This is a genomic window from Bradyrhizobium sp. LjRoot220 (genome assembly GCF_964252915.1).
In the GTDB taxonomy this organism is placed as follows: Bacteria; Pseudomonadota; Alphaproteobacteria; order Rhizobiales; family Xanthobacteraceae; genus Bradyrhizobium.
This window is the reverse complement of record NZ_CAXUPS020000001.1, coordinates 1142316-1163800: the sequence shown is the minus strand read 5'-3', so window position 1 is coordinate 1163800 and position 21485 is coordinate 1142316. Positions and strand designations below refer to the sequence as shown.

17 protein-coding genes and 1 tRNA gene are annotated in these 21485 nt (G+C 62.4%); 14 read left to right on the top strand and 4 right to left on the bottom strand.

The genetic code is table 11. The features are described from left to right. Window positions 1–181: 181 nt before the first annotated feature. From ACSQ84_RS04870 to ACSQ84_RS04845, 6 genes are all read left to right on the top strand, one after another. Window positions 182–1213, top strand: a complete 1032-nt coding sequence (locus ACSQ84_RS04870) for a LacI family DNA-binding transcriptional regulator (protein ID WP_436210483.1) — start codon at window positions 182–184, stop codon at window positions 1211–1213. Window positions 1214–1397: 184 nt separating this feature from the next. Further along, a complete protein-coding gene (locus ACSQ84_RS04865) occupies window positions 1398–3224 on the top strand; it encodes an IlvD/Edd family dehydratase (protein WP_436210482.1) in 1827 nt (608 codons plus the stop codon). 110 nt (window positions 3225–3334) lie between these two features. Next, window positions 3335–4066, top strand: coding sequence for an SDR family oxidoreductase (locus ACSQ84_RS04860; RefSeq protein ID WP_436210481.1), 732 nt, complete (start codon window positions 3335–3337; stop codon window positions 4064–4066). Window positions 4067–4093: 27 nt separating this feature from the next. Beyond that, complete coding sequence (locus tag ACSQ84_RS04855; RefSeq protein ID WP_436210480.1) at window positions 4094–4840, top strand: SDR family NAD(P)-dependent oxidoreductase; 747 nt, start codon at window positions 4094–4096, stop codon at window positions 4838–4840. Window positions 4841–5028: 188 nt separating this feature from the next. After that, entirely contained in the window at window positions 5029–5709 is a 681-nt protein-coding gene (locus ACSQ84_RS04850; RefSeq protein WP_436210479.1) for a site-2 protease family protein, read from the top strand. A 45-nt stretch (window positions 5710–5754) separates the two neighbouring features. After that, complete coding sequence (locus ACSQ84_RS04845; RefSeq protein ID WP_436210478.1) at window positions 5755–6186, top strand: hypothetical protein; 432 nt, start codon at window positions 5755–5757, stop codon at window positions 6184–6186. Between the two features lie 1810 nt (window positions 6187–7996). On the opposite strand, the gene ACSQ84_RS04840 is transcribed toward ACSQ84_RS04845, so the two are convergent. From ACSQ84_RS04840 to exbB, 3 genes are read right to left on the bottom strand one after another with little or no spacing between them, the layout of a single operon-like run. After that, the gene (locus ACSQ84_RS04840) at window positions 7997–8788 is read right to left on the bottom strand and encodes a cell envelope integrity protein TolA (protein ID WP_436210477.1); all 792 of its coding nucleotides are present in this window, start codon (window positions 8786–8788) and stop codon (window positions 7997–7999) included. 19 nt (window positions 8789–8807) lie between these two features. Continuing rightward, complete coding sequence (gene exbD / locus ACSQ84_RS04835; RefSeq protein ID WP_436210476.1) at window positions 8808–9278, bottom strand: TonB system transport protein ExbD; 471 nt, start codon at window positions 9276–9278, stop codon at window positions 8808–8810. A 3-nt stretch (window positions 9279–9281) separates the two neighbouring features. Further along, window positions 9282–10274 (bottom strand): tonB-system energizer ExbB, encoded by a 993-nt coding sequence (gene exbB, locus ACSQ84_RS04830; RefSeq protein WP_436210475.1) that lies wholly within the window; start codon window positions 10272–10274, stop codon window positions 9282–9284. Between the two features lie 821 nt (window positions 10275–11095). Here exbB and ACSQ84_RS04825 point away from each other — a divergent pair. The 3 genes from ACSQ84_RS04825 to ACSQ84_RS04815 all read left to right on the top strand — a co-directional run bounded on the left by ACSQ84_RS04825 (window position 11096) and on the right by ACSQ84_RS04815 (window position 16079). Further along, window positions 11096–12271: an efflux RND transporter periplasmic adaptor subunit gene (locus ACSQ84_RS04825; protein ID WP_436210474.1), complete on the top strand. Its 1176-nt coding sequence runs from the start codon at window positions 11096–11098 to the stop codon at window positions 12269–12271. After that, window positions 12268–15414, top strand: coding sequence for a multidrug efflux RND transporter permease subunit (locus ACSQ84_RS04820; protein WP_436210473.1), 3147 nt, complete (start codon window positions 12268–12270; stop codon window positions 15412–15414). The genes ACSQ84_RS04825 and ACSQ84_RS04820 overlap by 4 nt, the downstream gene beginning before the upstream one ends. 86 nt (window positions 15415–15500) lie before the next feature. Beyond that, window positions 15501–16079, top strand: coding sequence for an invasion associated locus B family protein (locus ACSQ84_RS04815; protein ID WP_436210472.1), 579 nt, complete (start codon window positions 15501–15503; stop codon window positions 16077–16079). A gap of 18 nt (window positions 16080–16097) precedes the next feature. On the opposite strand, the gene ACSQ84_RS04810 is transcribed toward ACSQ84_RS04815, so the two are convergent. Beyond that, on the bottom strand, window positions 16098–16841 hold the full coding sequence (locus ACSQ84_RS04810; RefSeq protein ID WP_436210471.1) for a spermidine synthase: 744 nt from the start codon (window positions 16839–16841) through the stop codon (window positions 16098–16100). A gap of 201 nt (window positions 16842–17042) precedes the next feature. Between ACSQ84_RS04810 and ACSQ84_RS04805 the strand changes: the two genes are divergently transcribed. From ACSQ84_RS04805 to ACSQ84_RS04785, 5 genes are all read left to right on the top strand, one after another. Beyond that, window positions 17043–17116 (top strand) — tRNA-Gln (locus tag ACSQ84_RS04805). A 202-nt stretch (window positions 17117–17318) separates the two neighbouring features. Beyond that, entirely contained in the window at window positions 17319–17954 is a 636-nt protein-coding gene (upp, locus tag ACSQ84_RS04800) for a uracil phosphoribosyltransferase (protein ID WP_436210470.1), read from the top strand. Between the two features lie 229 nt (window positions 17955–18183). Continuing rightward, window positions 18184–19218 carry an ABC transporter ATP-binding protein gene (locus tag ACSQ84_RS04795; protein ID WP_436210469.1) on the top strand — a complete coding sequence of 345 codons (1035 nt, stop codon included), beginning with the start codon at window positions 18184–18186 and terminating at the stop codon, window positions 19216–19218. Between the two features lie 19 nt (window positions 19219–19237). Next, window positions 19238–20530 (top strand): ABC transporter substrate-binding protein, encoded by a 1293-nt coding sequence (locus ACSQ84_RS04790; RefSeq protein WP_436210468.1) that lies wholly within the window; start codon window positions 19238–19240, stop codon window positions 20528–20530. 73 nt (window positions 20531–20603) lie between these two features. Next, complete coding sequence (locus ACSQ84_RS04785; protein WP_436210467.1) at window positions 20604–21485, top strand: ABC transporter permease; 882 nt, start codon at window positions 20604–20606, stop codon at window positions 21483–21485.

The window sequence follows — 21485 nt, the reverse complement described above, 5'->3', positions numbered from 1 at the left end:
ATTTTCTGTTTTCTGACGCCATCGGACGAACGCCGGCGCCACGCTGTCTTGTTCGACTCTAATGCCATCCAGCCGAATTCAGCCAAGCATTATCATCCGCAGTTTGGCGGTTTTTAGCAATGCGATGGTAGCGCTGTCAATAATTGTTCATTTGTCTAGTTCATTGTGATATGAGCGCAGAATGGCACGAAAACCGACGAAGTCTGGCAAAATCCGCCTCACCGAGGTCGCCAAGCTTGCTGGCGTGTCGCCGATTACCGCATCCCGCTTCTTCAGAAACCCGGACGCGCTGTCGCTCGCGAAGCGCGAACGCGTCGACAGCGCCGTGAAGGAACTGGGCTACGTGCCCAATCTGGCGGCGCGCGCGCTGGCCTCGCATCGCACCGAAGTCATCGGCGTCGTGATTCCGTCTTTGACCAATAACGTGTTCGCCGACGTGTTGCGCGGCATCTACGATTCGTCCGAGCAGAGCCGCTACAGCATCCAGTTGACCAATACGCGCTACAGCATCCTGCAGGAAGAGAAGATGCTGCGGCTGTTCCGGGCGCAGAAGCCGGCCGGATTGATCGTGACCGGTATCAACCAGACCGCGGAATCGCGTTCGATCCTGGAGACCATGGATTGCCCGGTCGTGCAGATCATGGAGATCGGCGACAGCCCGGTCGACATGATGGTGGGCTTTTCGCATTACGACGCCGGTTTTGCCGCTATTTCGCATATTCTCGAGCAAGGGCACCGGCGCATCGGATTTCTTGGGGCGCGCATGGATCCGCGCGTCCAGCGGCGGTTCGACGGTTACCGCGACGCCATGAAGGCGGCCTCGCTGTTCGATGCAAACCTCGTCGTCACGACGTCGGTGCCGACCACCGTGACGCTTGGCGGAACGCTGTTCGCCGATCTCCTGGCGCAGACGCCGGACATCGACGCGGTGTTCTGCGTCAATGACGACCTCGCGCTCGGCGTGCTGTTCGAATGCCAGCGCCGCCAGATCTCGGTTCCCGGCGAGATGGCGATCGTCGGCTTCAACGACCTGGAGTTCATGGCTTCCGCCGTCCCCTCGCTCACGAGCGTGCGGACCAACCGCTATGAGATGGGCCGTCATGCCATCACCATGGTGATCGATGCGATCGAGGGCCGCCGACCGCGGGAACCGGTGCTCGACCTCGGTTTCCAGCTCATGATCCGCGAAAGTTCGACGCTGCCAATGGCGTGAAGACCTTGCGTCAGGGAGCTCATGCAGGGTTGCATAGAAAATGGTAGCGCTGTCTTTTAGCCCGAACTAGGATCGACAGAGCGTCAGTGCGCGGCTGCGTTTGCAGCGGATGAAATTTTGAGCATGGTGGAAGCCGTTGCCGTGATTGGCGGCTTCCAAGCAGTTTGCAGTGCGGGAGGAACCAATGAAAAAAAGTGACGACAATGGCGCCGGCAATGGCAAGGGCAAAGGGCGCAGGCTTCGCTCCCTCGAGTGGTTTAACAACCCGCATAATCCGGGGATGACCGCGCTCTATCTGGAGCGCTACCTCAATTACGGCCTGACCCGCGAGGAATTGCAATCCGGCAAGCCGATCATCGGCATTGCGCAGACCGGCAATGATCTGTCGCCGTGCAATCGCCACCATCTCGAATTGGCACACCGGGTCCGCGAGGGCATCCGCATGGCCGGTGGCATTGCGATGGAATTCCCGGTGCATCCGATCCAGGAGACCGGAAAGCGCCCGACCGCGGCGCTCGACCGCAACCTCGCCTATCTCGGCCTCGTCGAGATCCTGTTCGGCTATCCGCTGGACGGCGTGGTGCTGACCACCGGCTGCGACAAGACCACCCCGGCCTGCCTGATGGCAGCGGCAACCGTCAATCTGCCCGCCATCGTGCTGTCGGGCGGCCCGATGCTGAACGGCTGGCATCAGGGCAAGCGCACCGGTTCGGGCACCGTGGTCTGGAAGGCGCGCGAGGAACTGGCCGCCGGCGAGATCGACTACGAGCAGTTCATGAATATCGTGGCCTCCTCGGCCCCGTCAGTCGGCCATTGCAACACCATGGGCACAGCCTCGACCATGAATTCGCTGGCGGAAGCGCTCGGCATGTCGCTGCCGGGCTGTGCAGCGATCCCGGCGCCCTACCGCGAGCGCGGCCAGATCGCCTATGAAACCGGCAAGCGCATCGTCGAGATGGTCTGGGAGGATTTGAAACCCTCGGACATCCTGACCCGCAAGGCGTTCGAGAACTGCATCGTGGTCAATTCGGCGATCGGCGGCTCGACCAACGCGCCGATCCATATCAATGCGCTGGCGCGCCATATCGGCGTCGAACTCTCGATCGACGACTGGCAGAAGCACGGCCACGACGTTCCCTTGATGGTCAACATGCAGCCGGCCGGGTTCTATCTCGGCGAGGAATACCACCGCGCCGGCGGCCTGCCCGCCGTGGTGCGCGAATTGATGGCGCACAAGCGCATTCACGAGGACGCCAGGACCGTCAATGGCCGCACCATGGGCGAAAATTGCCGCGAAGCGGCCAAGCCCGATGGCGACGTGATCTGGAGCTACGACAAGCCGCTGGTAAAGGACGCCGGCTTCCTGGTGCTGCGCGGCAATCTGTTCGATTCCGCGATCATGAAGACCAGCGTGATCTCCAAGGAATTCCGCGACCGCTATCTGATCAACCCCAAGGATCCCAACGCGTTCGAAGGCCGCGCCATCGTGTTCGAGGGTCCGGAGGACTATCACCACCGGATCGACGATCCCTCGCTCAACATCGACGAGCACTGCGTCCTGTTCGTGCGCGGTACCGGACCGATCGGCTATCCCGGCGGCGCCGAGGTCGTGAACATGCAGCCGCCGACGGCGCTGATCAAACGCGGCATCCTGTCCCTGCCCTGCATCGGCGACGGCCGGCAGTCCGGCACCTCAGGCTCGCCGTCGATCCTCAACGCAACGCCGGAGGCCGCCGCCAATGGCGGGCTTGCGGTGCTCAGGACCGGCGACAAGGTGCGCATCGACCTCAACAAGGGCAGCGCCAATATCCTGATCCCGGACACCGAGCTGAAGCAGCGCCATGCCGATCTCAAGGCCAATGGCGGCTTCAAATATCCGGCGAACCAGACGCCGTGGCAGGAACTCTATCGCTCGACCGTCGGCCAGCAGGCCACCGGCGCCTGCATGGAGTTCGCGACGCGCTATCAGGACATTGCGGGTCAGGTCGGCGTGGCGCGGGATAATCATTAGCCATCAACACCGTCATTCCGGGATGGTCCGAAGGACCAGACCCGGAATCTCGAGATTCCGGGGTCGCTTCGCGCCCCGGAATGACGAACAAAAATCAGGAGCAACCACCAATGTCTGATCGACTGAAGGGAAAGCGCGCTGTCGTCACCGCCGCGGCGGCGGGCATCGGGCGTGCTTGCGCAATCGCATTCGCGCGCGAAGGCGCCACTGTCATCGCCACCGACATCAATGAGAGCGGCATCGCCACCCTCGGCAAGGAAGGCGTCGCCGAGACGGCCCGGCTCGACGTTCGAAGCACCGCCGACGTCGACGGCTTCGCCAAGCGTGTGGGCAAGATCGACATCCTGCTCAATGCGGCGGGCTTCGTGCACCACGGCACCATCCTGGAGTGCTCGGAAGAAGACTGGGATTTCTCGTTCGACCTCAACGTCAAATCCATGCACCGGACCATCAAGGCGTTTCTGCCAGCCATGATGGCGGGCGGAGGCGGCAGCATCGTCAACATCTCGTCCTGCGCGGCGCTGCGGCCACCGGCCAACCGTTATGTCTATAGTGCGTCCAAGGCGGCGGTTTCGCTGCTGACGCGTGCGGTGGCGCTCGACTTCATCAATCAGGGCATCCGCTGCAACAGCATCTGCCCCGGCACCGTGGAGACGCCTTCGATGCTCGAGCGCGCAGCCGCCGCCGGCCCCGATGGACGCGAGAAGTTCGTCAGCCGCCAGAAGATGGGCCGGCTGGGTACCGCGGAGGAAATCGCGGCCATGGCGATCTATCTTGGGAGCGACGAAAGCGCGTTCACCACCGGCGTCGACCTCGTCGTCGACGGCGGCTACATGCTCTGACGTCCACGCGATCGAGGGATTCTGCAAATGAACAAGATCGATCTGAACGGCCGCTGCGCCGTCGTCACCGGTGGTGCACAGGGATTTGGTCGCGCGATCGCCGAACGTTTTGTGGCTTCCGGTGCCAATGTCGCGATCTGGGATCATGACCTGCCGTTTGCGGAAAGGACCGCGAGGGAAATCGGCGAGAATGTCAGCGCGTTCAAGGTCGACGTTTCCGATCTGGCCGCGGTCGAGGGCGCCCGCGACGCGACGCTGAAGGCGTTCGGCAAGATCGACATCCTGGTCAACAATGCCGGCATCGCCGGTATCAACAAGACGGTGTGGGAGACCGACCTCGACGAATGGCGCAAGGTGCTGCGCATCAATCTCGACGGGCCCTTCATCTGCTGCAAGGCCGTGGTGCCGGCGATGCTGGCCAATAAATACGGCCGCATCGTCAACATCGCCTCGATCGCCGGCAAGGAAGGCAATCCGAACGCCGCACATTATTCGGCGTCCAAGGCCGGCCTGATCGCGCTGACGAAATCGCTCGGCAAGGAACTGGCGCAGCATGATATCCTGGTCAACGCCGTGACGCCGGCGGCGGCGAAAACCGCGATTTTCGACCAGCTGACGCAGCAGCATATCGACTTCATGCTGTCGAAAATCCCGAAGGGGCGCTTCGTGCTGGTGGAGGAGCTCGCGGCGATGGTGGCGTGGCTCGCCTCGGAGGACTGCGCGTTTTCGACCGGAGCGGTGTTCGACATCTCCGGCGGCCGCGCAACCTATTGAGACGGCAATCGGCGAAGATCGATCGGGCAGGCCTCGACGACGGCCTGCCGCAAGGTCAGCAGACGGTTCCCCAGTTACCGGCCTGCCAGGGCTTTTTTGCTTTGACGCGCTTTCTTGACGCGAACCGGTATCCACTTCGCTCGAAAACGCTATTGTGTCGCTCAAGCGCGTGAATCGGGGCCGATCGATTGAATATCTCATTGTACGCCATATCGGTCTGGGTGTTGCCGCTCCTGATCGCCATCACTTTCCATGAAGCCGCCCACGCCTTCGTCGCTTACCGGCTCGGCGATAACACCGCCTGGCAACTCGGCCGGGTCAGCTTCAATCCCTTCAAGCATATCGACCCGTTCGGGACCGTGATTCTCCCCGGATTGCTGCTGCTGGCGCATTCGCCGTTCCTGTTCGGCTACGCCAAGCCGGTGCCGGTGAACTTCCGCAATTTGAAGCATCCCCGGCTCGACATGGTCTGGGTGGCGCTGGCCGGCCCGGCCACCAACATCCTTCTCGCCGTGCTGGTGGCGCTTTGCTTCCATATCATGTCCTTGGTACCCGCCGATGCCGCGCAATGGACCGCCGACAACCTCAAAAATGCGTTCCTGATCAATATCGTGCTGGCGATCTTCAACATGCTGCCGATCCCGCCGCTGGACGGCGGGCGGGTCGCCGTGGGGCTGCTGCCGCGGGTGCTGGCTTACCCGCTGTCCCGGCTGGAACCCTATGGCATGCTGATCCTGATCGGCCTGCTGATCCTGCTGCCGATCATCGGCAGCCAGCTCGGCCTAAATCTTGATGTTATTTCGGCGATACTGCGGACACTGACCGGCTATGTGATCCGCGCGCTTCTCTTTATCACGGGCAACGCTTAAACCTAAGATAGAGAAAGACAGACAGGGAAGAGTAAGCTTGGGGCCATGGTGATCAAAGCTGCCGATATGCTCATCGCGCGACGCGCCGACACCCGCGCGAGGGCGGATTTCGCCACCTGGAAAATGCTCGCCAAGCTCAACGGCGCATCCGCCCTGCCCGCCGAGGCGCAAGGCTTTCTCGTCAGCTACAGGCAATTGCTCGAGAAGATGACCGATGCGGATGCGTCCGAGGCCACCATCCAGCTGATGTACAAGAGCTACTATGCGGAAATGGGCGGCGCCGGAACCGCGCCGGAAATCCCCGCGCGATCCGGCGATCCCGCCGCCGACACCGGCAACGTCACGGCCTTTCGCCGGCCGCCTGCCCGGCCAACGGCCGCCGCAACCGGCCCCCAGGCAAAACGGCCGCTGCCGGTGGCGCTGATCTTCGCGTGCCTCGTCGTCGTCTATGTCGGCATCCGATATTTCTGGCGCTGACAGCGCTCGCGATACATCGCCGCGGCCTATCGATTCAACCATTGGCGTCTCTGGAATACTGGATCGTTCGCCCCCCGTGCGCAATTGCGCACTCGGGCGGACGATGACAACTGAATACTAATTCGCGATCTCGCGACGCGAAGCGCCGCCCGATGACAGTCTCCGCGAAGCAATCCATCTTTCGTTGCGTGGCGGCATGGATTGCTTCGCTTCGCTCGCAATGACAGCGATAGAGCTGCTCCGCATACTACTGTCGTCACCCGCCACCGGGTCGCGCGAATGCGCGCAGGCTCCGGCGGGTGATCCAGTACGCTGCGGCCTATCGATTCAACCATTGGCGTCTCTGGAATACTGGATCGTCCGCCCCCCGTGCGCAATTGCGCACTCGGGCGGACGATGACAACTGAATTCGCGATCTCGCGACGCGAAGCGCCGCCCGATGACAGGCTCCGCGAAGCAATCCATTTCATTGCGTACAGAAAGAATGGATTGCGTCGCTTCGCTCGCAATGACGGCGCTGGAGCCGCTTGGCACGCGACTGTCGTCACCCGCCGCAGGGTTGACCCTACTGTGACGCCCGTCACGAACCAGAACCCAACCAGCCTGTACACCAAGCCCCGTTGGGGAACACCAGTGCCCCTCCGCAAATCACGCCGCCTATTCGGAATGCCTCACATGACAATGCTACCTCCTCCCCTGACAACGCCACCGCCTCATCTGCGACTTCTGGCTTTCTACAAGTCGTCCTTTTGCATGAGCGGGACCCTCGACCCCACGGCATACGCCATCCACTTTGTTGCCGCGTACGCCTTCTTCTTCGGCTTTGCCATTCTCGGTTTTAGTCTGGGTGCAGTCGTGCTTGGCGCAATGATCGCCTTCCACGCGCCTGTTTGGGTGCTCAACCTTGTGGTCCTGGTCTGGTTACCATTCGGGGCTCTAGCCTTCTGCTCCTGGACCGGCATCCTAATCGCGTCGACGATACGATTTGTCCGCCACTTGATGGTCGTTAATGGGTCACGCTAGGTTGAGTACCCGAAGCGATATCCATCAATCCCGACGGGCCATGATGGGTTTCGCAAGGGCTCCCATCCTACGAACTATGCATCCGTCATTGCGAGCCAACGGGTCGCGCGAATGCGCGCCCGATGACAGGCTCCGCGAAGCAACCCATCGCACCGCAAATCAAGTAAGAATGGATCGCTTCGTCGCAAGCGCTCCTCGCAATGACGGTAGATATGTGTCCGCATTCTCGCGGCGCATTGCGCCCGAGCTTTGCCAGAAATCTCCTTGCCCTCGATATAGAGGGCGCAGGGAAGACCGGGTGCGCGCTGCACCCGCGGTCCCGTGTGCGGTTGGTAGATAGAAAGCTGCACACGAGCATACAGGGCAGCGGAGAACACCCGGCCTTCCCTGCGCAATGGCTTTACGGCTTATAACGTGCTCTCCCCGGAGAACGGCTCTTTTGCCTCCGTAGCGCCCTGGAAGCTATTGCCTCAAGGTGCATTGACGCCAGCACCGCGACGTCAGGACCACACGTCTTCGCCGTACGCTATCCGCCACGATCGTCTTCGTGACTTCAGCGTCCACCGCATCCCGCCCAACGCCCGTGACGACGGCCGACGCCCTTCTGAGTAGGACGGGATGGCCAACCTGTACACTTGATTTGGCTTCTGCAAAAGCGAAATATTTTTTATTTCGGGGCTTGACACCACTTACGTAAATCGGAACTGATTTGCCCGTCGGGTTGATTTGTCGCACCCAGCCATCACTGCGATCCCGCCGGGCATCAGGACAAGAGGGAAACTGCCGCTCAGCCCTTACCCTTGTTGACCCGGAAAATGAACGGCACCGTAAAGCTCAGCCCCTCATCCGCGATCAGCGGCGGCGGCGCGGGCACCGGATCGGAACGCCGCACCGCGGCCAGTGCGGCCTCGTCGAACACGCTGTCACCCGAGCTCTTTTCGATGCTGGCTGAAAGCACGCGTCCCATCCGGTCCAGTGTGAATCGAACAGCTATTTCGGCAGTCTTTTGCGCGCCCTTCGGATATTTCTTGTGCTTGTCGAGATGAGCGCTCAGTTCTTTCTGCCACGTCGCACGCACACGGCGCGCGGTCTCGCCGGTGCCGATCGCGGGTGCGATCGAACGCGGTCCTTCCGGGATCGCCTCGGAACTGGGCGTGGCGGTTGCCTCTGATGCGACGGATTCCGTCGAGGCCGTGGTCTGCACCGCCGCGATCTTCGGATCGTCTTCCTTGGGCTTGTTCGACTCGGTTTCCGTCACCACCCGGTCCGCTTCTTCGGGTTCGGTGGGCTTGTCCTGCGGCAGTTCAGTTTCCTTGACCTCGGCCTTCTGCTCGGCGAGCTGTGGCGACGCGGTCGACGCGTCGGTATCGGGACCCGGCGGCAGGTCGGTCACTTCGCGATGGACCGAGGCCATTTCGAGCCCGATCTCGATCGCGGTCGCGCCGAGCGCATCGTCAGCCTCTTCGGTCTGCAAATGCGAGATCGCCAGCGCCGCGCCGCCGATGTGGAGTGCAAGCGCGCAGACGCCTGCGAAAATCCAGAGCCGCCGGGACGTTTTTTGTTCGTCGAGGTCAGTCATCAGAAATCAGCCGTCCAATTCAAGGCTTCGCTTCGGGCGGCGCCGCCTGCACGGCCGCCGAATCCGGAACGCCTTCGAGCGCCACCAGCTTGAGCTTCGAATAACCGCCGGTGCGCAGGATCTCCAGCAAGTCCATCAACTCACCGTAAGGCACTGCGCGGTCGGCGCGCAGGAAGATATATTTGTCCTTGCTCATATCCGGCATCGCGTCGAGCGAGCGCACCAGATCGACCCGCTTGACCAGGTTCTCGCCGATCGCGACCGCCAGATCCGGCTTGATGCTGACGTAGGTCGGCTTGTCCGGTTTCTTCTGCGGGGTCGCCGTCGAGGTCGGCAAGTCGATCGGAAGATCGACGGTCGACAGCGGCGCTGCCACCATGAAGATGATCAGGAGGACGAGCATGACGTCGATGAACGGCGTGACATTGATCTCGTGCGATTCAGCAAAATCGCTGTCGTCGTCGTCACTGTCTGCGATTGAAGCGCCCATCGCCTACTCCGCTGCCGTGCGCGAATGCGAACCGCCGACATGGGTGCGGTCGAGATCGCGCGACAGCAGTCGTCCCGCGGCGCCCGACGCACGGCCGACCAGTTCCAGGTAGCCCTTGGTCACGCGCGAAAAGTGATTGTAGATGATGACGGCGGGGATCGCGGCGACGAGACCGATCGCGGTCGCCAGCAGGGCTTCGGCGATGCCCGGCGCCACCACGGCCAGATTGGTGGTCTGCGATTTCGAGATGCCGATGAAGCTGTTCATGATGCCCCAGACCGTGCCGAACAGTCCGACGAAGGGCGACGTTGCGCCGATGCTGGCGAGCAGGCCCATGCCGAGCCGGATCCGCCGCGCTTCGGCGCGCACGATCTCGGCAAAGCTCGAGGCCGCGCGCTCCTTGATACCGGCGTCGCTCGAGATGCCCGCCGACAACCGCGCTTCGCGCATCGCCGCCGCGAGCAACGACGACAGCACGTTGCCCTTGGCGCCCAGCGCGAATTGCGCTTCCGCAAGCGAGCGGGCGTCGCTGATCTTGCCCAGCGCATTACGCAGCTTGCGCTGAATGACGGTCATCTCGATCATCTTCGCAATGAAGATGGTCCAGGTCAGCAGCGAGGCAAAGGCAAGGCCGATCATGACTGCCTTGACCAGGACGTCGGCCGACTTGAACATCGACCATGGCGACAATTCGCGGAGTTCTGCAGCGGCAGCCTTCAACAGCCTGTCGCGCTCGGCCGGCGCCGCCGTCGCTTCCGCAGCCGGGGGCGAGGCAGTTGGTGCCGCCGCCGATGGCGCAGGACCTGATGGCGCTGGAGCCTGAGCGGCCGGAGCCTGTGCTGCCGGCGACTGCCCGGCCGCGGGCGCTTGCTGAACCGCGGGCGTGGACGGCGCTGCGGGCGCCATCTGCTGCTGGGCCGACGAGGGCACGGCCAACGAAAGCATCGCCAACGCGGCGACGGCAGCAACGGTGATGCGAACGATCATGGAATTCATACTTCGGCCCAGTAGCGAATAAGGTTGTGATAGATACCGTCAATTTGACCGTTTCAGGTCGTCCTGCCCAGGTCCTTCGACCAAGCCTCTCGAGCAACCATTGGATCGACGTATCGACATCAAAATCAGGCTTCGAGCTCAGCATCCCCGTACCATGCCCTGCTGCCGGACAAAAGACGCCACACGCATACCTTATGCGAGATGCAAACTAGAAGCACCGTAAACAACGCGGCCCCGGCCCCGAACCCGGCTTCAAAGGGGAACTATCGAGGGCTCGGCCGTCGGCTTTCAGCCGCCCGAGATTTGAAGAGTTCTAAATTTGCGACGTCAGCAGCGAAGGGACTCGTCGACCTTCGCCTGGCCTTTCGCGATCGCTTGATCTCGTCGTGGAAGACGAGGAGAAGCCGCAACGGATCGGGCGAGCTGTTGGCGACGCGCAATCAACCCGTGACCGTTTCGCAAGCCACCACAGCGTCCCTCGATTCTTCGACGATGCAATTTCGCTGTCGCAAAACTTCAAGCGCACGAAATGGACGGCATCCAATCGGGTTTCGTCCGGTTCGAAAAATGCGAACAACCCACCGACGCCGGGCGTGTCCGACGGAGACCATCGCCGTCCTCACGGGTCGCACAATCGGCAGGCACTGCCGAGTTCGGTTCCTGATCGGACCGTCCGCGCAACGACGATCTCAAACCTTTCCGATTGTTTAGGATCCTTCAAGTCTTAGTGTGTTTACACCTCAACGACGCGGCTATTACATCGGGCTTCTCGGGACCTGTTTCGAACAGTCTCCCGTTTTTTCTGAGCCCAAGAAGCCCGCATGTCCAAGTCGCGCACCATCCGTTGGGTATTGCTGATCGGTGCCATTGCCGGGCTCGGCTATTTCGGCTGGCAGCAATTTCATGGCGAGGAACGCGCAGCGCAGGCTGATAATTCCCAGCAGCGTGCGCCGGCGCGCCCCGCCGTCGCCGTCAAGACCGCAACGGTTGAGAAGGCCGACTTCCCGGTCTATCTGACCGGCCTTGGCACGGTGCAAGGCTTCAACACCGTCGTGGTGCGCAGCCGCGTCGACGGCCAGATCAACCGGATCGCCTTCCAGGAAGGCCAGCTCGTCAAGCAAGGCGATACGCTGGTCGAGATCGATCCGCGGCCGTTCCAGGCGACGCTCAATCAGGCCAAGGCCAAGAAAGCCCAGGACGAAGCCAATCTCGCCAACGCCACGCTCGATTTGCAGCGCTCCACCAGGCTCGGCGAATTTGCCACGCGGCAGCAAACCGATACCCAGCGCTCCACCGTCGCGCAGCTCACGGCGCTGGTCGAGGCCGACGCGGCGGCAATCTTCAATGCGCAAACCCAGCTCGACTACGCCACCGTCAAGGCGCCGATCTCCGGCGTTGCGGGCCTGCGCCAGGTCGACGTCGGCAACATCGTCAATGCCGCAACCCAGACCGGCATTGTGACCATCGCGCAGATCGAGCCGATCGCGGTGATCTTCACCGCGCCCGAGGATCAACTGCCCGATATCAAGGCCGCGCTTGCGGTGGCGCCCCCGCAAGCGATTGCGCTGGCGACTGACGGCAAGCGCGTGCTGTCGACGGGAACGCTGGCGCTGATCAACAATCAGGTCGACACCACCAGCGGCACGATCCGGCTCAAGGCGGTGTTCGACAACAAGGACCATGCACTGTGGCCGGGCCAGTCGGTTTCGACCCGGCTTTTGATTACGACGCTGAAGGACGCCGTCGTGGTGCCCGACGATGCGGTTAAGCACGGGACCGACGGCCTCTATGCCTTCACGGTCGACCACGACAGCAAGGCGGTGCTGCGCAAGATCAAGGTGACGCGATCGATCGACGGACGCTCGGTGGTCGATGAGGGATTGTCGCCCGGCGAGCAGGTGATCACGGCAGGCCAATACAAGGTTCTGCCGGGCACGCTGGTTTCGACCGCGGTCGCGAGTTCGGACCCGGCGCCGGCCAAGGTCAGCCGGAAATGAGCGGCGGAATCTCCGCGCCGTTCATTCGCTACCCGATCGGCACCTCGCTGATGATGGCCGGCATTATGTTCGTCGGTCTGGTCGCCTACCCGCTGCTGCCGGTGGCCCCGCTGCCGCAGGTCGATTTTCCGACCATCCAGGTCTCCGCCAGCCTGCCGGGCGGCAGTCCGGAGACTATGGCCTCGTCGGTGGCGCAGCCACTGGAGCGTCAGCTCGCGCAAATTCCCGGCATCGCGCAGATGACCTCGACCAGCTATCTCGGCACGACGGCGGTCAACATCCAGTTCGATCTCAACCGTTCGATCGATGCCGCCGCCAACGACGTGCAGGCCGCGATCAACGCCGCCGGCGGCCAATTGCCGAAGAACCTGCCCTCGCCGCCGACCTATCGCAAGGTCAACCCGGCGGACTCGCCGATCCTGCTGCTGTCGGCGACGTCGGACACGCTGCCGCTGACCACGGTGAGCGATTCCGTCGACACCCAGCTTGCGCAGCAGATCAGCCAGATTTCCGGCGTCGCGCAGGTCATCATTGGCGGCCAGCAGAAGCCCGCGATCCGGATCCAGATCGATCCCGCCAAGCTCGTCGCCAAAGGCTTGTCGATGGAAGACGTGCGCAGCCAGATTGCGATCACCACCGTCGACAGCCCGAAGGGCAGTATCGACGGCGATACCCGCGCCTACACCATCTACGCCAACGACCAGTTACCGGATTCGAAGGACTGGAACGACGTCATCATCGCCTATCGCAATGGCGGACCGCTGCGGGTTCGCGATATCGGCCAGGCCGTCACCGGCCCGGAAGACGCCAAGCAGGCGGCCTGGGCCAACGGCAAACGCGGCGTGTTCCTCATCGTGTTCAAGCAGCCCGGCGCCAACGTCATCGATACCGTCGACAAGATCAAGGCGACGCTGCCGCGGCTGGTCGCGGCGATCCCGCCGGCGGTCAAGATCGAGGTCATCAGCGATCGCACCCAGACCATTCGCGCGGCAGTCGAGGACGTGCAATTCACCTTGCTGCTGACCATCGCGCTGGTGGTTATGGTGATCTTCATCTTCCTGCGCAGCTTCTGGGCAACCGTGATCCCGACCGTCACGGTGCCGCTGGCGCTACTCGGCGCCTGCGCGCTGATGTGGGTGTTCGGCTATTCGCTCGACAATTTGTCGCTGATGGCCTTGACCATCGCCGTCGGCTTCGTCGTCGACGACGCCATCGTGATGCTGGAGAACATCACCCGCTACATCGAGGAAGGCGAAAAGCCGATGGCCGCCGCCTTCAAGGGCGCCCGAGAAATCGGCTTCACCATCGTCTCGATCTCGGTCTCGCTGGTCGCGGTGCTGATCCCGCTGCTGCTGATGGGCGGCATCATCGGCCGGCTGTTCCGCGAATTCGCGGTGACGCTGGCGATGACGATCCTGGTATCGATGATCGTGTCGCTGACACTGACGCCGATGATGGCCTCGCGCTTCCTGCGGGCGCATCAGGAGACCCGGCACGGCCGCTTCTATCAATGGAGCGAAAGCGCGTTCGACGCCATGCTTCGCGCCTATGAGCGCGGGCTCGATCTGGCGCTGCGCTGGAAGCTCACGACGCTGATGGTTTTCTTCGCGACGCTCGGACTGTCGGTCCATCTGTTCGTGATCATCCCGAAAGGCTTCTTCCCGCAGCAGGACGTCGGTCTGATCACCGCCACCTCCGAGGCCAGCCAGGACATTTCGTTCGCCGACATGAAGCGCCGTCAGGAAGAACTCGGCAAGATCGTGATGGCCGATCCCGATGTCGCAACCATCGCCATGAACATCGGCGGCAGCGGCAGGGCCGGCAACAACGGCAACATGTTCATCACGCTGAAGCCGCGCGACGAACGCAAGGCGTCCGCGCAGCAGATCATCGCCCGGCTGCGCCCCAAACTGGACAAGGTCGAAGGCGCCCGGCTCTATATGCAGGCCGCGCAGGACGTGCGGCTCGGCGGCCGGCCGACGCGAACCCAGTTCGAATTCACGCTGCAGGACGCCAATCTGGCCGAACTGAACGAATGGGCGCCAAAAATCCTGGCGAAGATGCAGACGCTGCCGGAGCTCCGCGACGTCGCGACCGACCAGCAGACCAACGGCACCACAGTGGAACTGAAGATCAATCGCGACACCGCCTCGCGCTACGGCATCCAGCCGCAACTGATCGACGACACGTTGTACGACGCTTTCGGCCAGCGCCAGGTGACGCAATATTTCACGCAGCTCAACACCTACAAGGTCATCCTCGAAGTGCTGCCGGAATTGCAGGGCAGCCTCGACACCCTGAACAAGATCTATGTGAAATCCCCGACCACCGGCGACCAGGTGCCGCTGTCGACCTTCGCGAAATGGACCAGCGTGCCGGTGCGGCCGCTGTCGATCAGCCACCAGGGCCAGTTCCCCGCCATCACGATCAGCTTCAACCTCGCGGAGGGTGCGGCGCTGGGCCAGGCAACCGACGCCATCCAGAAAGCGATGGTCGAGATCGGCGCGCCGACCACGCTCAATTCGAGCTTCCAGGGCACCGCGCAGGCCTTCCAGCAATCGCTCGGCACCGTGCCGCTGTTGATCCTTGCGGCCCTCGTCGTCGTCTACCTGATCCTCGGCATCCTCTATGAAAGCTACATCCACCCGATCACGATCCTGTCCACGCTGCCGTCGGCCGGCGTCGGTGCGCTGGCGATCCTGATGCTGTTCGGATTCGATTTCAGCCTGATCGCGCTGATCGGCATCGTCCTGTTGATCGGCATCGTGAAGAAGAACGGCATCATGATGGTCGACTTCGCGATCTCGGCCGAACGCGACGAGCAGCTGGAGCCGGAGGCCGCGATCCGCCGGGCGGCGCTGCTGCGTTTCCGCCCGATCATGATGACGACGATGGCGGCATTGCTCGGCGGCGTGCCGCTGATGCTCGGCACCGGCACCGGATCGGAAATCCGCCAGCCGCTCGGCTATGCCATGGTCGGCGGCCTCATCGTCAGCCAGGCGCTGACGCTGTTCACGACGCCGGTGGTCTATCTCTATCTCGACCGGCTCTCCAATGCGTTTGCGCGCTGGGGACGACCGGCAGATTCCGAGCGCGAAGCCGATCCGGAAGACCAGCGCGCGGTCAAGCAAGCCGCCGAGTGAATTTGCTTGCCAGGTGATTGGGCTCATTACTTGACTTTGCGCGCCTGACAGCACATCCGAGAGCGGCATATTCCGGAGCCGGATCAGTGAAAATCTCAGCAGCGCTCGCGTTCGTCGTCGCCGTTACGTTTGCCTCGCCCGGCTTCGGCCAGACGCCGCCGGCGCCCAAGGCCAAGACCGCGCCGCGTGCGGCCCAGGCAACGCCGTCACCGACTCCGACCCCTCAGGCCGAAGCTGCGCCGGCCAACACCCCTGCCCCTCCCGGCTGGGTCGCGCGCTGCCAGAGCCCAAGCCGCGATGCGCCGCTCGAATGCGCGGTCGAACAAACCGCGGTTCTCACCAAGACCGGACAGGTGATCGTGCTGGTCAACATCCGCGTCGCCGGCGACACCCGCCAGCCGATCGCTATCATCCAGTTGCCGCTCGGACTTAACCTGCCCGCTGGCGCCAAGCTCCAGGTCGACGACGGCAAGGTCTCCGATCTCCAGATCCAGACCTGCGAGCAACGCGGCTGCTACGCCAACAGCCCGATCCCGGCGGAGATGCTGGCGGCGATGAAATCCGGCAAGCAAATGAAAGTGTCGTTCCAGAACATGGCGAAGGAAAGCATCACCATTCCGATGCCGCTCGCCGACTTCGCCGCGGCCTACGACAAGATCAAGTAACGGCGCGCGTCGATCGGCTCAAGCGGCTGCTGCCGGCACCGGCAGATCCGCCTTTGCGGCCACGTAGACGGTGTTGCTGGCATCGTGGTCGCCGCGCCAATTGTCGAAGGTGACGACGTGGGATGTCGAGGTCGCAAAGGCATCGGCCAATAAGCGCTCAAATGCATCGTCCGGCGGATCGTTCGACCACAGCGCGAAGACGCCGCCCGGGCGGAGATGATCGGCGATGCGTGCCAGCCCTTCCGGCTGGTACAGTGCGGCGTGCCGCGGATGCAGCAGCTTGCGCGGCGAATGGTCGATATCGACCAGCACGGCATCGAAACGGCGCGCCGGTGAACCCGTGTCGAACCCTTCGGCGGAGGACGACATCGCAAAGAAATCGCCATGGGCCAGGCGGCAGCGCGGATCGCCGGTGAGCTGCTTGCCGAGCGGAAGCAAGCCCTGCTCGTGCCATTCGATGACCTCTGAAAGCGCATCGACCACGATCAACGATCGCACACGAGCGTTTTCGAGCACCGCGCGTGCGGTGTAGCCGAGCCCGAGGCCGCCGACCACCACGTCGAGCTCTTCCCGACCGAGCGCCGCGAGGCCAAGTCGCGCCAATTCGACCTCGGCCAGCGTGTACTGGCTCGACATCAGAAACTCGTCGCCGAGCTTGATTTCGTAAACATCGACCTCGGACATCGGCCGCCGGCGCCGCCGCAGGCTGAGCACGCCCATCGGCGTCGGCCGGAAATCCAGCTCTTCGAAAGAAACGCTCATGCGCGCAGCCCTGACTGCGGCCCGGCCGCTTCCCAAAATACCGGCGGATTGCCGGGCCCCTTGCAACAACGCCTTCCCCGCGCGCTTGCCAAGGGCTGATGGTAGCGAGTAGAAGGGCGCCAGTTCGCCGGATTCCCAGGATCCGGCCGCTGACAATTACCCAGCCGACATCCTAACATACTGATGTTGTTGAGTAATTCTTGGGGAATGGTGTAACGGTAGCACAACAGACTCTGACTCTGTTTGTCTAGGTTCGAATCCTAGTTCCCCAGCCAATGACCGGCAGCCCGCTCCCCGACACGCCGTGCGCTTCATAAAGATGCACCTTTGGAGACCCGCGTAGCGGCGGCCGGTGCACGTGCCCCCGTACTCTCAAGCGCATCCCGCAAACGGCGGCCGTCGAATTTTCCGAAAAGCGTTTGCAGGGCATGCTACTTGCAGGAAATCCCGCGTACACCCTCCCGATAAATCGATCTCATGACCGCCAACATCGTAACCCTCGTCAGCCATCCCCTGGTCCAGCACAAGCTCTCGCTGATGCGCGAGAAGGAATGCTCCACCAAGGGTTTTCGCGAGCTTCTGAACGAGATCGGCATGCTGCTCTGCTACGAGGTCACCCGGGACTTGGCTGTGGAGATGGTCGACATCGATACGCCGGTCGCTGCGATGAAGGCGCCAAAACTCTCGGGCAAGAAGCTTACACTCGCGCCCATCCTGCGGGCGGGCGCCGGATTTCTCGACGGCATGCTGGCGCTCCTTCCGTCGGCGCGCGTCGCCCATATCGGGCTCTATCGGGATCCCACGACGCTTCAGGCCGTCGAATACTTCTTCAAGGCGCCCCAGGATTTGTCGGATCGCATGGTGATCCTGCTGGATCCAATGCTGGCGACAGGAAATTCGGCGTGCGCCGCGGTCGCCCTGCTCAAATCGCGCGGCGCCCGCGATATCAGGTTCGTCTGCCTGCTCGCGGCCCCCGAAGGAATTGCCCGGTTTCACACCGCGTGTCCCGATATCCCGATCTGGACGGCCGCCGTCGACGAGCGGCTGAATGATCACGGCTATATCGTGCCTGGTCTCGGCGATGCCGGGGACAGGATGTTCGGCACCAAGTAGATGCGTGCGGCGTCGCCTTCGCCTGGAAGCGACCGAAACAGCAAAATATCGCAGCTTCATGCCAAAGGCGGCTTGATCGACAGACGGGTATTGCCCACACTTTGTCCAACTGTCGCAATTTTTGGCACATCTGTTGCATTCAATTCCGGATGGCGTTCCGGGCACCAACGCCGCCCGGGGCCTTCGACAAGACCCGGGGTCCTCGGCAAAACGATACGGAATGGTGCGGATGACAACGGCAGCGGCGCTCGAACTGGTGCAATTGACGAAGAAGTACGGCGGCGTTACCGCCGTCGATGCCATCGACCTCAAGATTCCCGCCGGCGCCTATTGTTGCCTGCTCGGACCGTCGGGCTGCGGCAAGACATCCACCTTGCGGATGGTGGCTGGCCATGAATCGGCGACTTCGGGCGACATCCTGGTCGGGCCGAAGAATGTGACCGACCTGCCGCCTGCCGGTCGAAACACGGCGATGATGTTCCAGTCCTACGCCCTGTTCCCGCATCTCTCCGTGATCGACAATGTCGCCTTTGCCTTGAAGATGAAAGGCGTTGCCAAGGCGGGGCGCCATGCCGAAGCCAACAGATTGCTGGAGCTGGTCGATATGCAGCCCTATGCGGCAAGGCTGCCGGCGCAGCTTTCCGGAGGCCAGCAGCAGCGCGTGGCGCTGGCGCGCGCGCTGATCACCTCGCCGCAGATCCTGCTGCTGGACGAGCCGCTTTCGGCGCTCGATCCGTTCTTGCGGCTGCGGATGAGGACCGAACTGAAAAAGCTGCAGCGCGAGCTTGGGATTTCCTTCATCCATGTGACGCACGGCCAGGACGAGGCGATGGCGCTCGCCGATATCGTGGTTCTGATGAATGGCGGCCGGATCGAACAGCAGGGTTCGCCGCGCGAGATATTCAACCACCCCCGGACCGAGTTCACGGCGAGATTCATTGGCAGCCACAACGTCATCGCCATCGGCAACGAAAGTTTTGCGGTTCGCGAAGATCGCCTCAAGCTGAGACGGCCGGGCGAAGCCTTCAGCGGTCCGTCGGTCGCAGGCACCGTCAGCGAAGTCGAATACCAGGGGACTTACATTCGTATCGCGATTGCCGCCGAAGGCGGCACCGATATCTGCGCCCAGCTCACCGAAGATGAATTCGACGCCGCCAACTACGCCGTCGGTGAGCGTGTTCTCGCCAGCTGGGACCCGGCGCAGGCCAGTCCCTTGATAACCAGCCGTTCTGTAACCGTCCCGCCGCCCGATGAGGCGGCTTGACACTTGAGGGGAGATGATCATGAGCAAATCTTCGAAATTCAAGGGCGGCGTCAGCCGTCGCGCCGTGCTGAAGGGGGCGGCCGGTGCGGTGGGCCTGGCGGCCGGCTCCGGCGCGATTACCGGATTTCCTTACGTGCACTCGGCCGACCCGAAAGTGTTGCGCTACCTCGGGACCGCGGTGAACGCAGGCGACGAGATCTCGAAGAAATGCCTGCAGGATACCGGCATCAAGATCGAGTACATCACGGCTACGACCGACGACGTGACCAAGCGCGTCATCACCCAGCCGAATTCGTTTGACGTGCTCGACACCGAATATTTCTCGCTGAAGAAGCTGGTGCCGTCGGGCAATATTTTCGCGCTCGATGCCAAGAAGATCAAGGAATTCGGTAACATCACGCCGGTGTTCACCAAGGGCCAGTTGCCCAACGGCAAGAAGATCGGCGCCCAGGGCACCGCGCCCTGGAAGGTACTTTACCTCGAGGGCGCCAACTCGAAGAAATTCTCGACAACCCCCACCGAGTTCGTGACGCTGATCCCGACGGTCTACAATGCCGATACGCTCGGCATCCGGCCGGACCTGATCAAGCGGCCGATTTCATCCTGGAGCGAACTGCTCAATCCCGAATTCAAGGGCAAGGCGTCGATCCTGAACATCCCGTCGATCGGCATCATGGATGCGGCGATGGTGGTGGAGGCCACCGGCCAGCACAAATATGCCGACAAGGGCAACATGACCAAGGCCGAGATCGATCTGACCATGAAGATCATGACGGAGGCCAAGAAGGCCGGTCAGTTCCGCGCCTTCTGGAAGGATTTCAACGAGTCCGTCAACCTGATGGCCGCAGGTGAAACCGTCATCCAGTCGATGTGGTCTCCCGCGGTCACCAAGGTACGCTCGATGGGAATTGCCTGCACGTTCCAGCCGCTCAAGGAAGGCTATCGCTCGTGGGCGTCAGGGTTCTGCGTGTCGAAGGCGGTCTCGGGGCCGAAGCTCGACTGGGCCTATGAATTCGTGAACTGGTATCTGTCGGGCTGGGCCGGCGCCTATCTCAATCGCCAGGGCTATTATTCCGCCGTCCTCTCCACCGCCAAGGCCAACATGACGGCGGACGAATGGGGTTACTGGATGGAGGGCAAGGCTGCTGTCGGCGATATCAAGGCGCCCGACGGCACCATCCTGGAAAAGGCCGGCTCCAAGCGTGACGGCGGCTCCTACGACGACCGCATGGGCGGCGTCGCCTGCTGGAACGCCGTCATGGACGAGAACGACTACATGGTGCGCAAGTGGAACGAGTTCATCGCCGCTTGATGCCATCTTGCGACTTGCCGGGCCAGCGCGGCCCGGCAGGTACGTTTGCGCGTTGCTAGAGATCGGCTCCCAGATGGTTCAAGACCGAAAATCCTTCGTTGCGTGGCTGCAAGCCGCGCCGATGATGCTGGTCTTCGCGGTGTTCTTCATACTGCCGCTGCTGTTCGTGACGATCGTCAGTGCGTGGGACTACAATGAATATGAAATGCTCCCCGCTTTCAGTCTGCGCGGTTACACCGATACGTTCGAAGGCTGCATCGCCGAGCTGCCCGGCCTCTGCACGATCCTGAAGACCTACCTGAAAACCCTGAAATTGTGCCTGCTGACCTGGGTCCTGACGCTGCTGATCGGCTTCACCGTCGCCTATTTCCTCGCATTCCACGTCCGGTCCAAAACCTGGCAGATCGTGCTCTCCCTGCTCTGCACCATTCCATTCTGGACTTCGAACGTGATCCGCATGATCGCGTGGATTCCGCTGCTCGGCCGTAACGGATTGGTCAACACCGGCCTCCAGAGCACGGGACTAATACAGCAGCCGCTGGAATGGCTGTTGTTCTCCGAGTTCTCCGTCGTGCTCGCCCTCGTTCACCTCTTCACGTTCTTCATGGTGGTGCCGATCTTCAACTCGATGATCCGGATCGACAAGCGGCTGATCGAGGCCGCCTACGACGCCGGCGCCACCGGCTGGCAGACGCTGGTCAACATCATCATTCCCCTCTCGAAGCCGGGCATCGTGATCGGCTCGATTTTCGTGATCACGATCGTCATGGGTGATTTCGTCACGATCGGCGTGATGGGCGGCCAACAGATCGCATCCGCCGGAAAGATCATCGAGGCGCGGCTCAACGCGCTGCAGTTTCCCGCCGCCGCCGCCAACGCCGTCATCCTGCTCGGCATCACCATCATGATCATTTCGGCGCTGACGCGGATCGTCGATATCCGCAAGGAGCTGTGA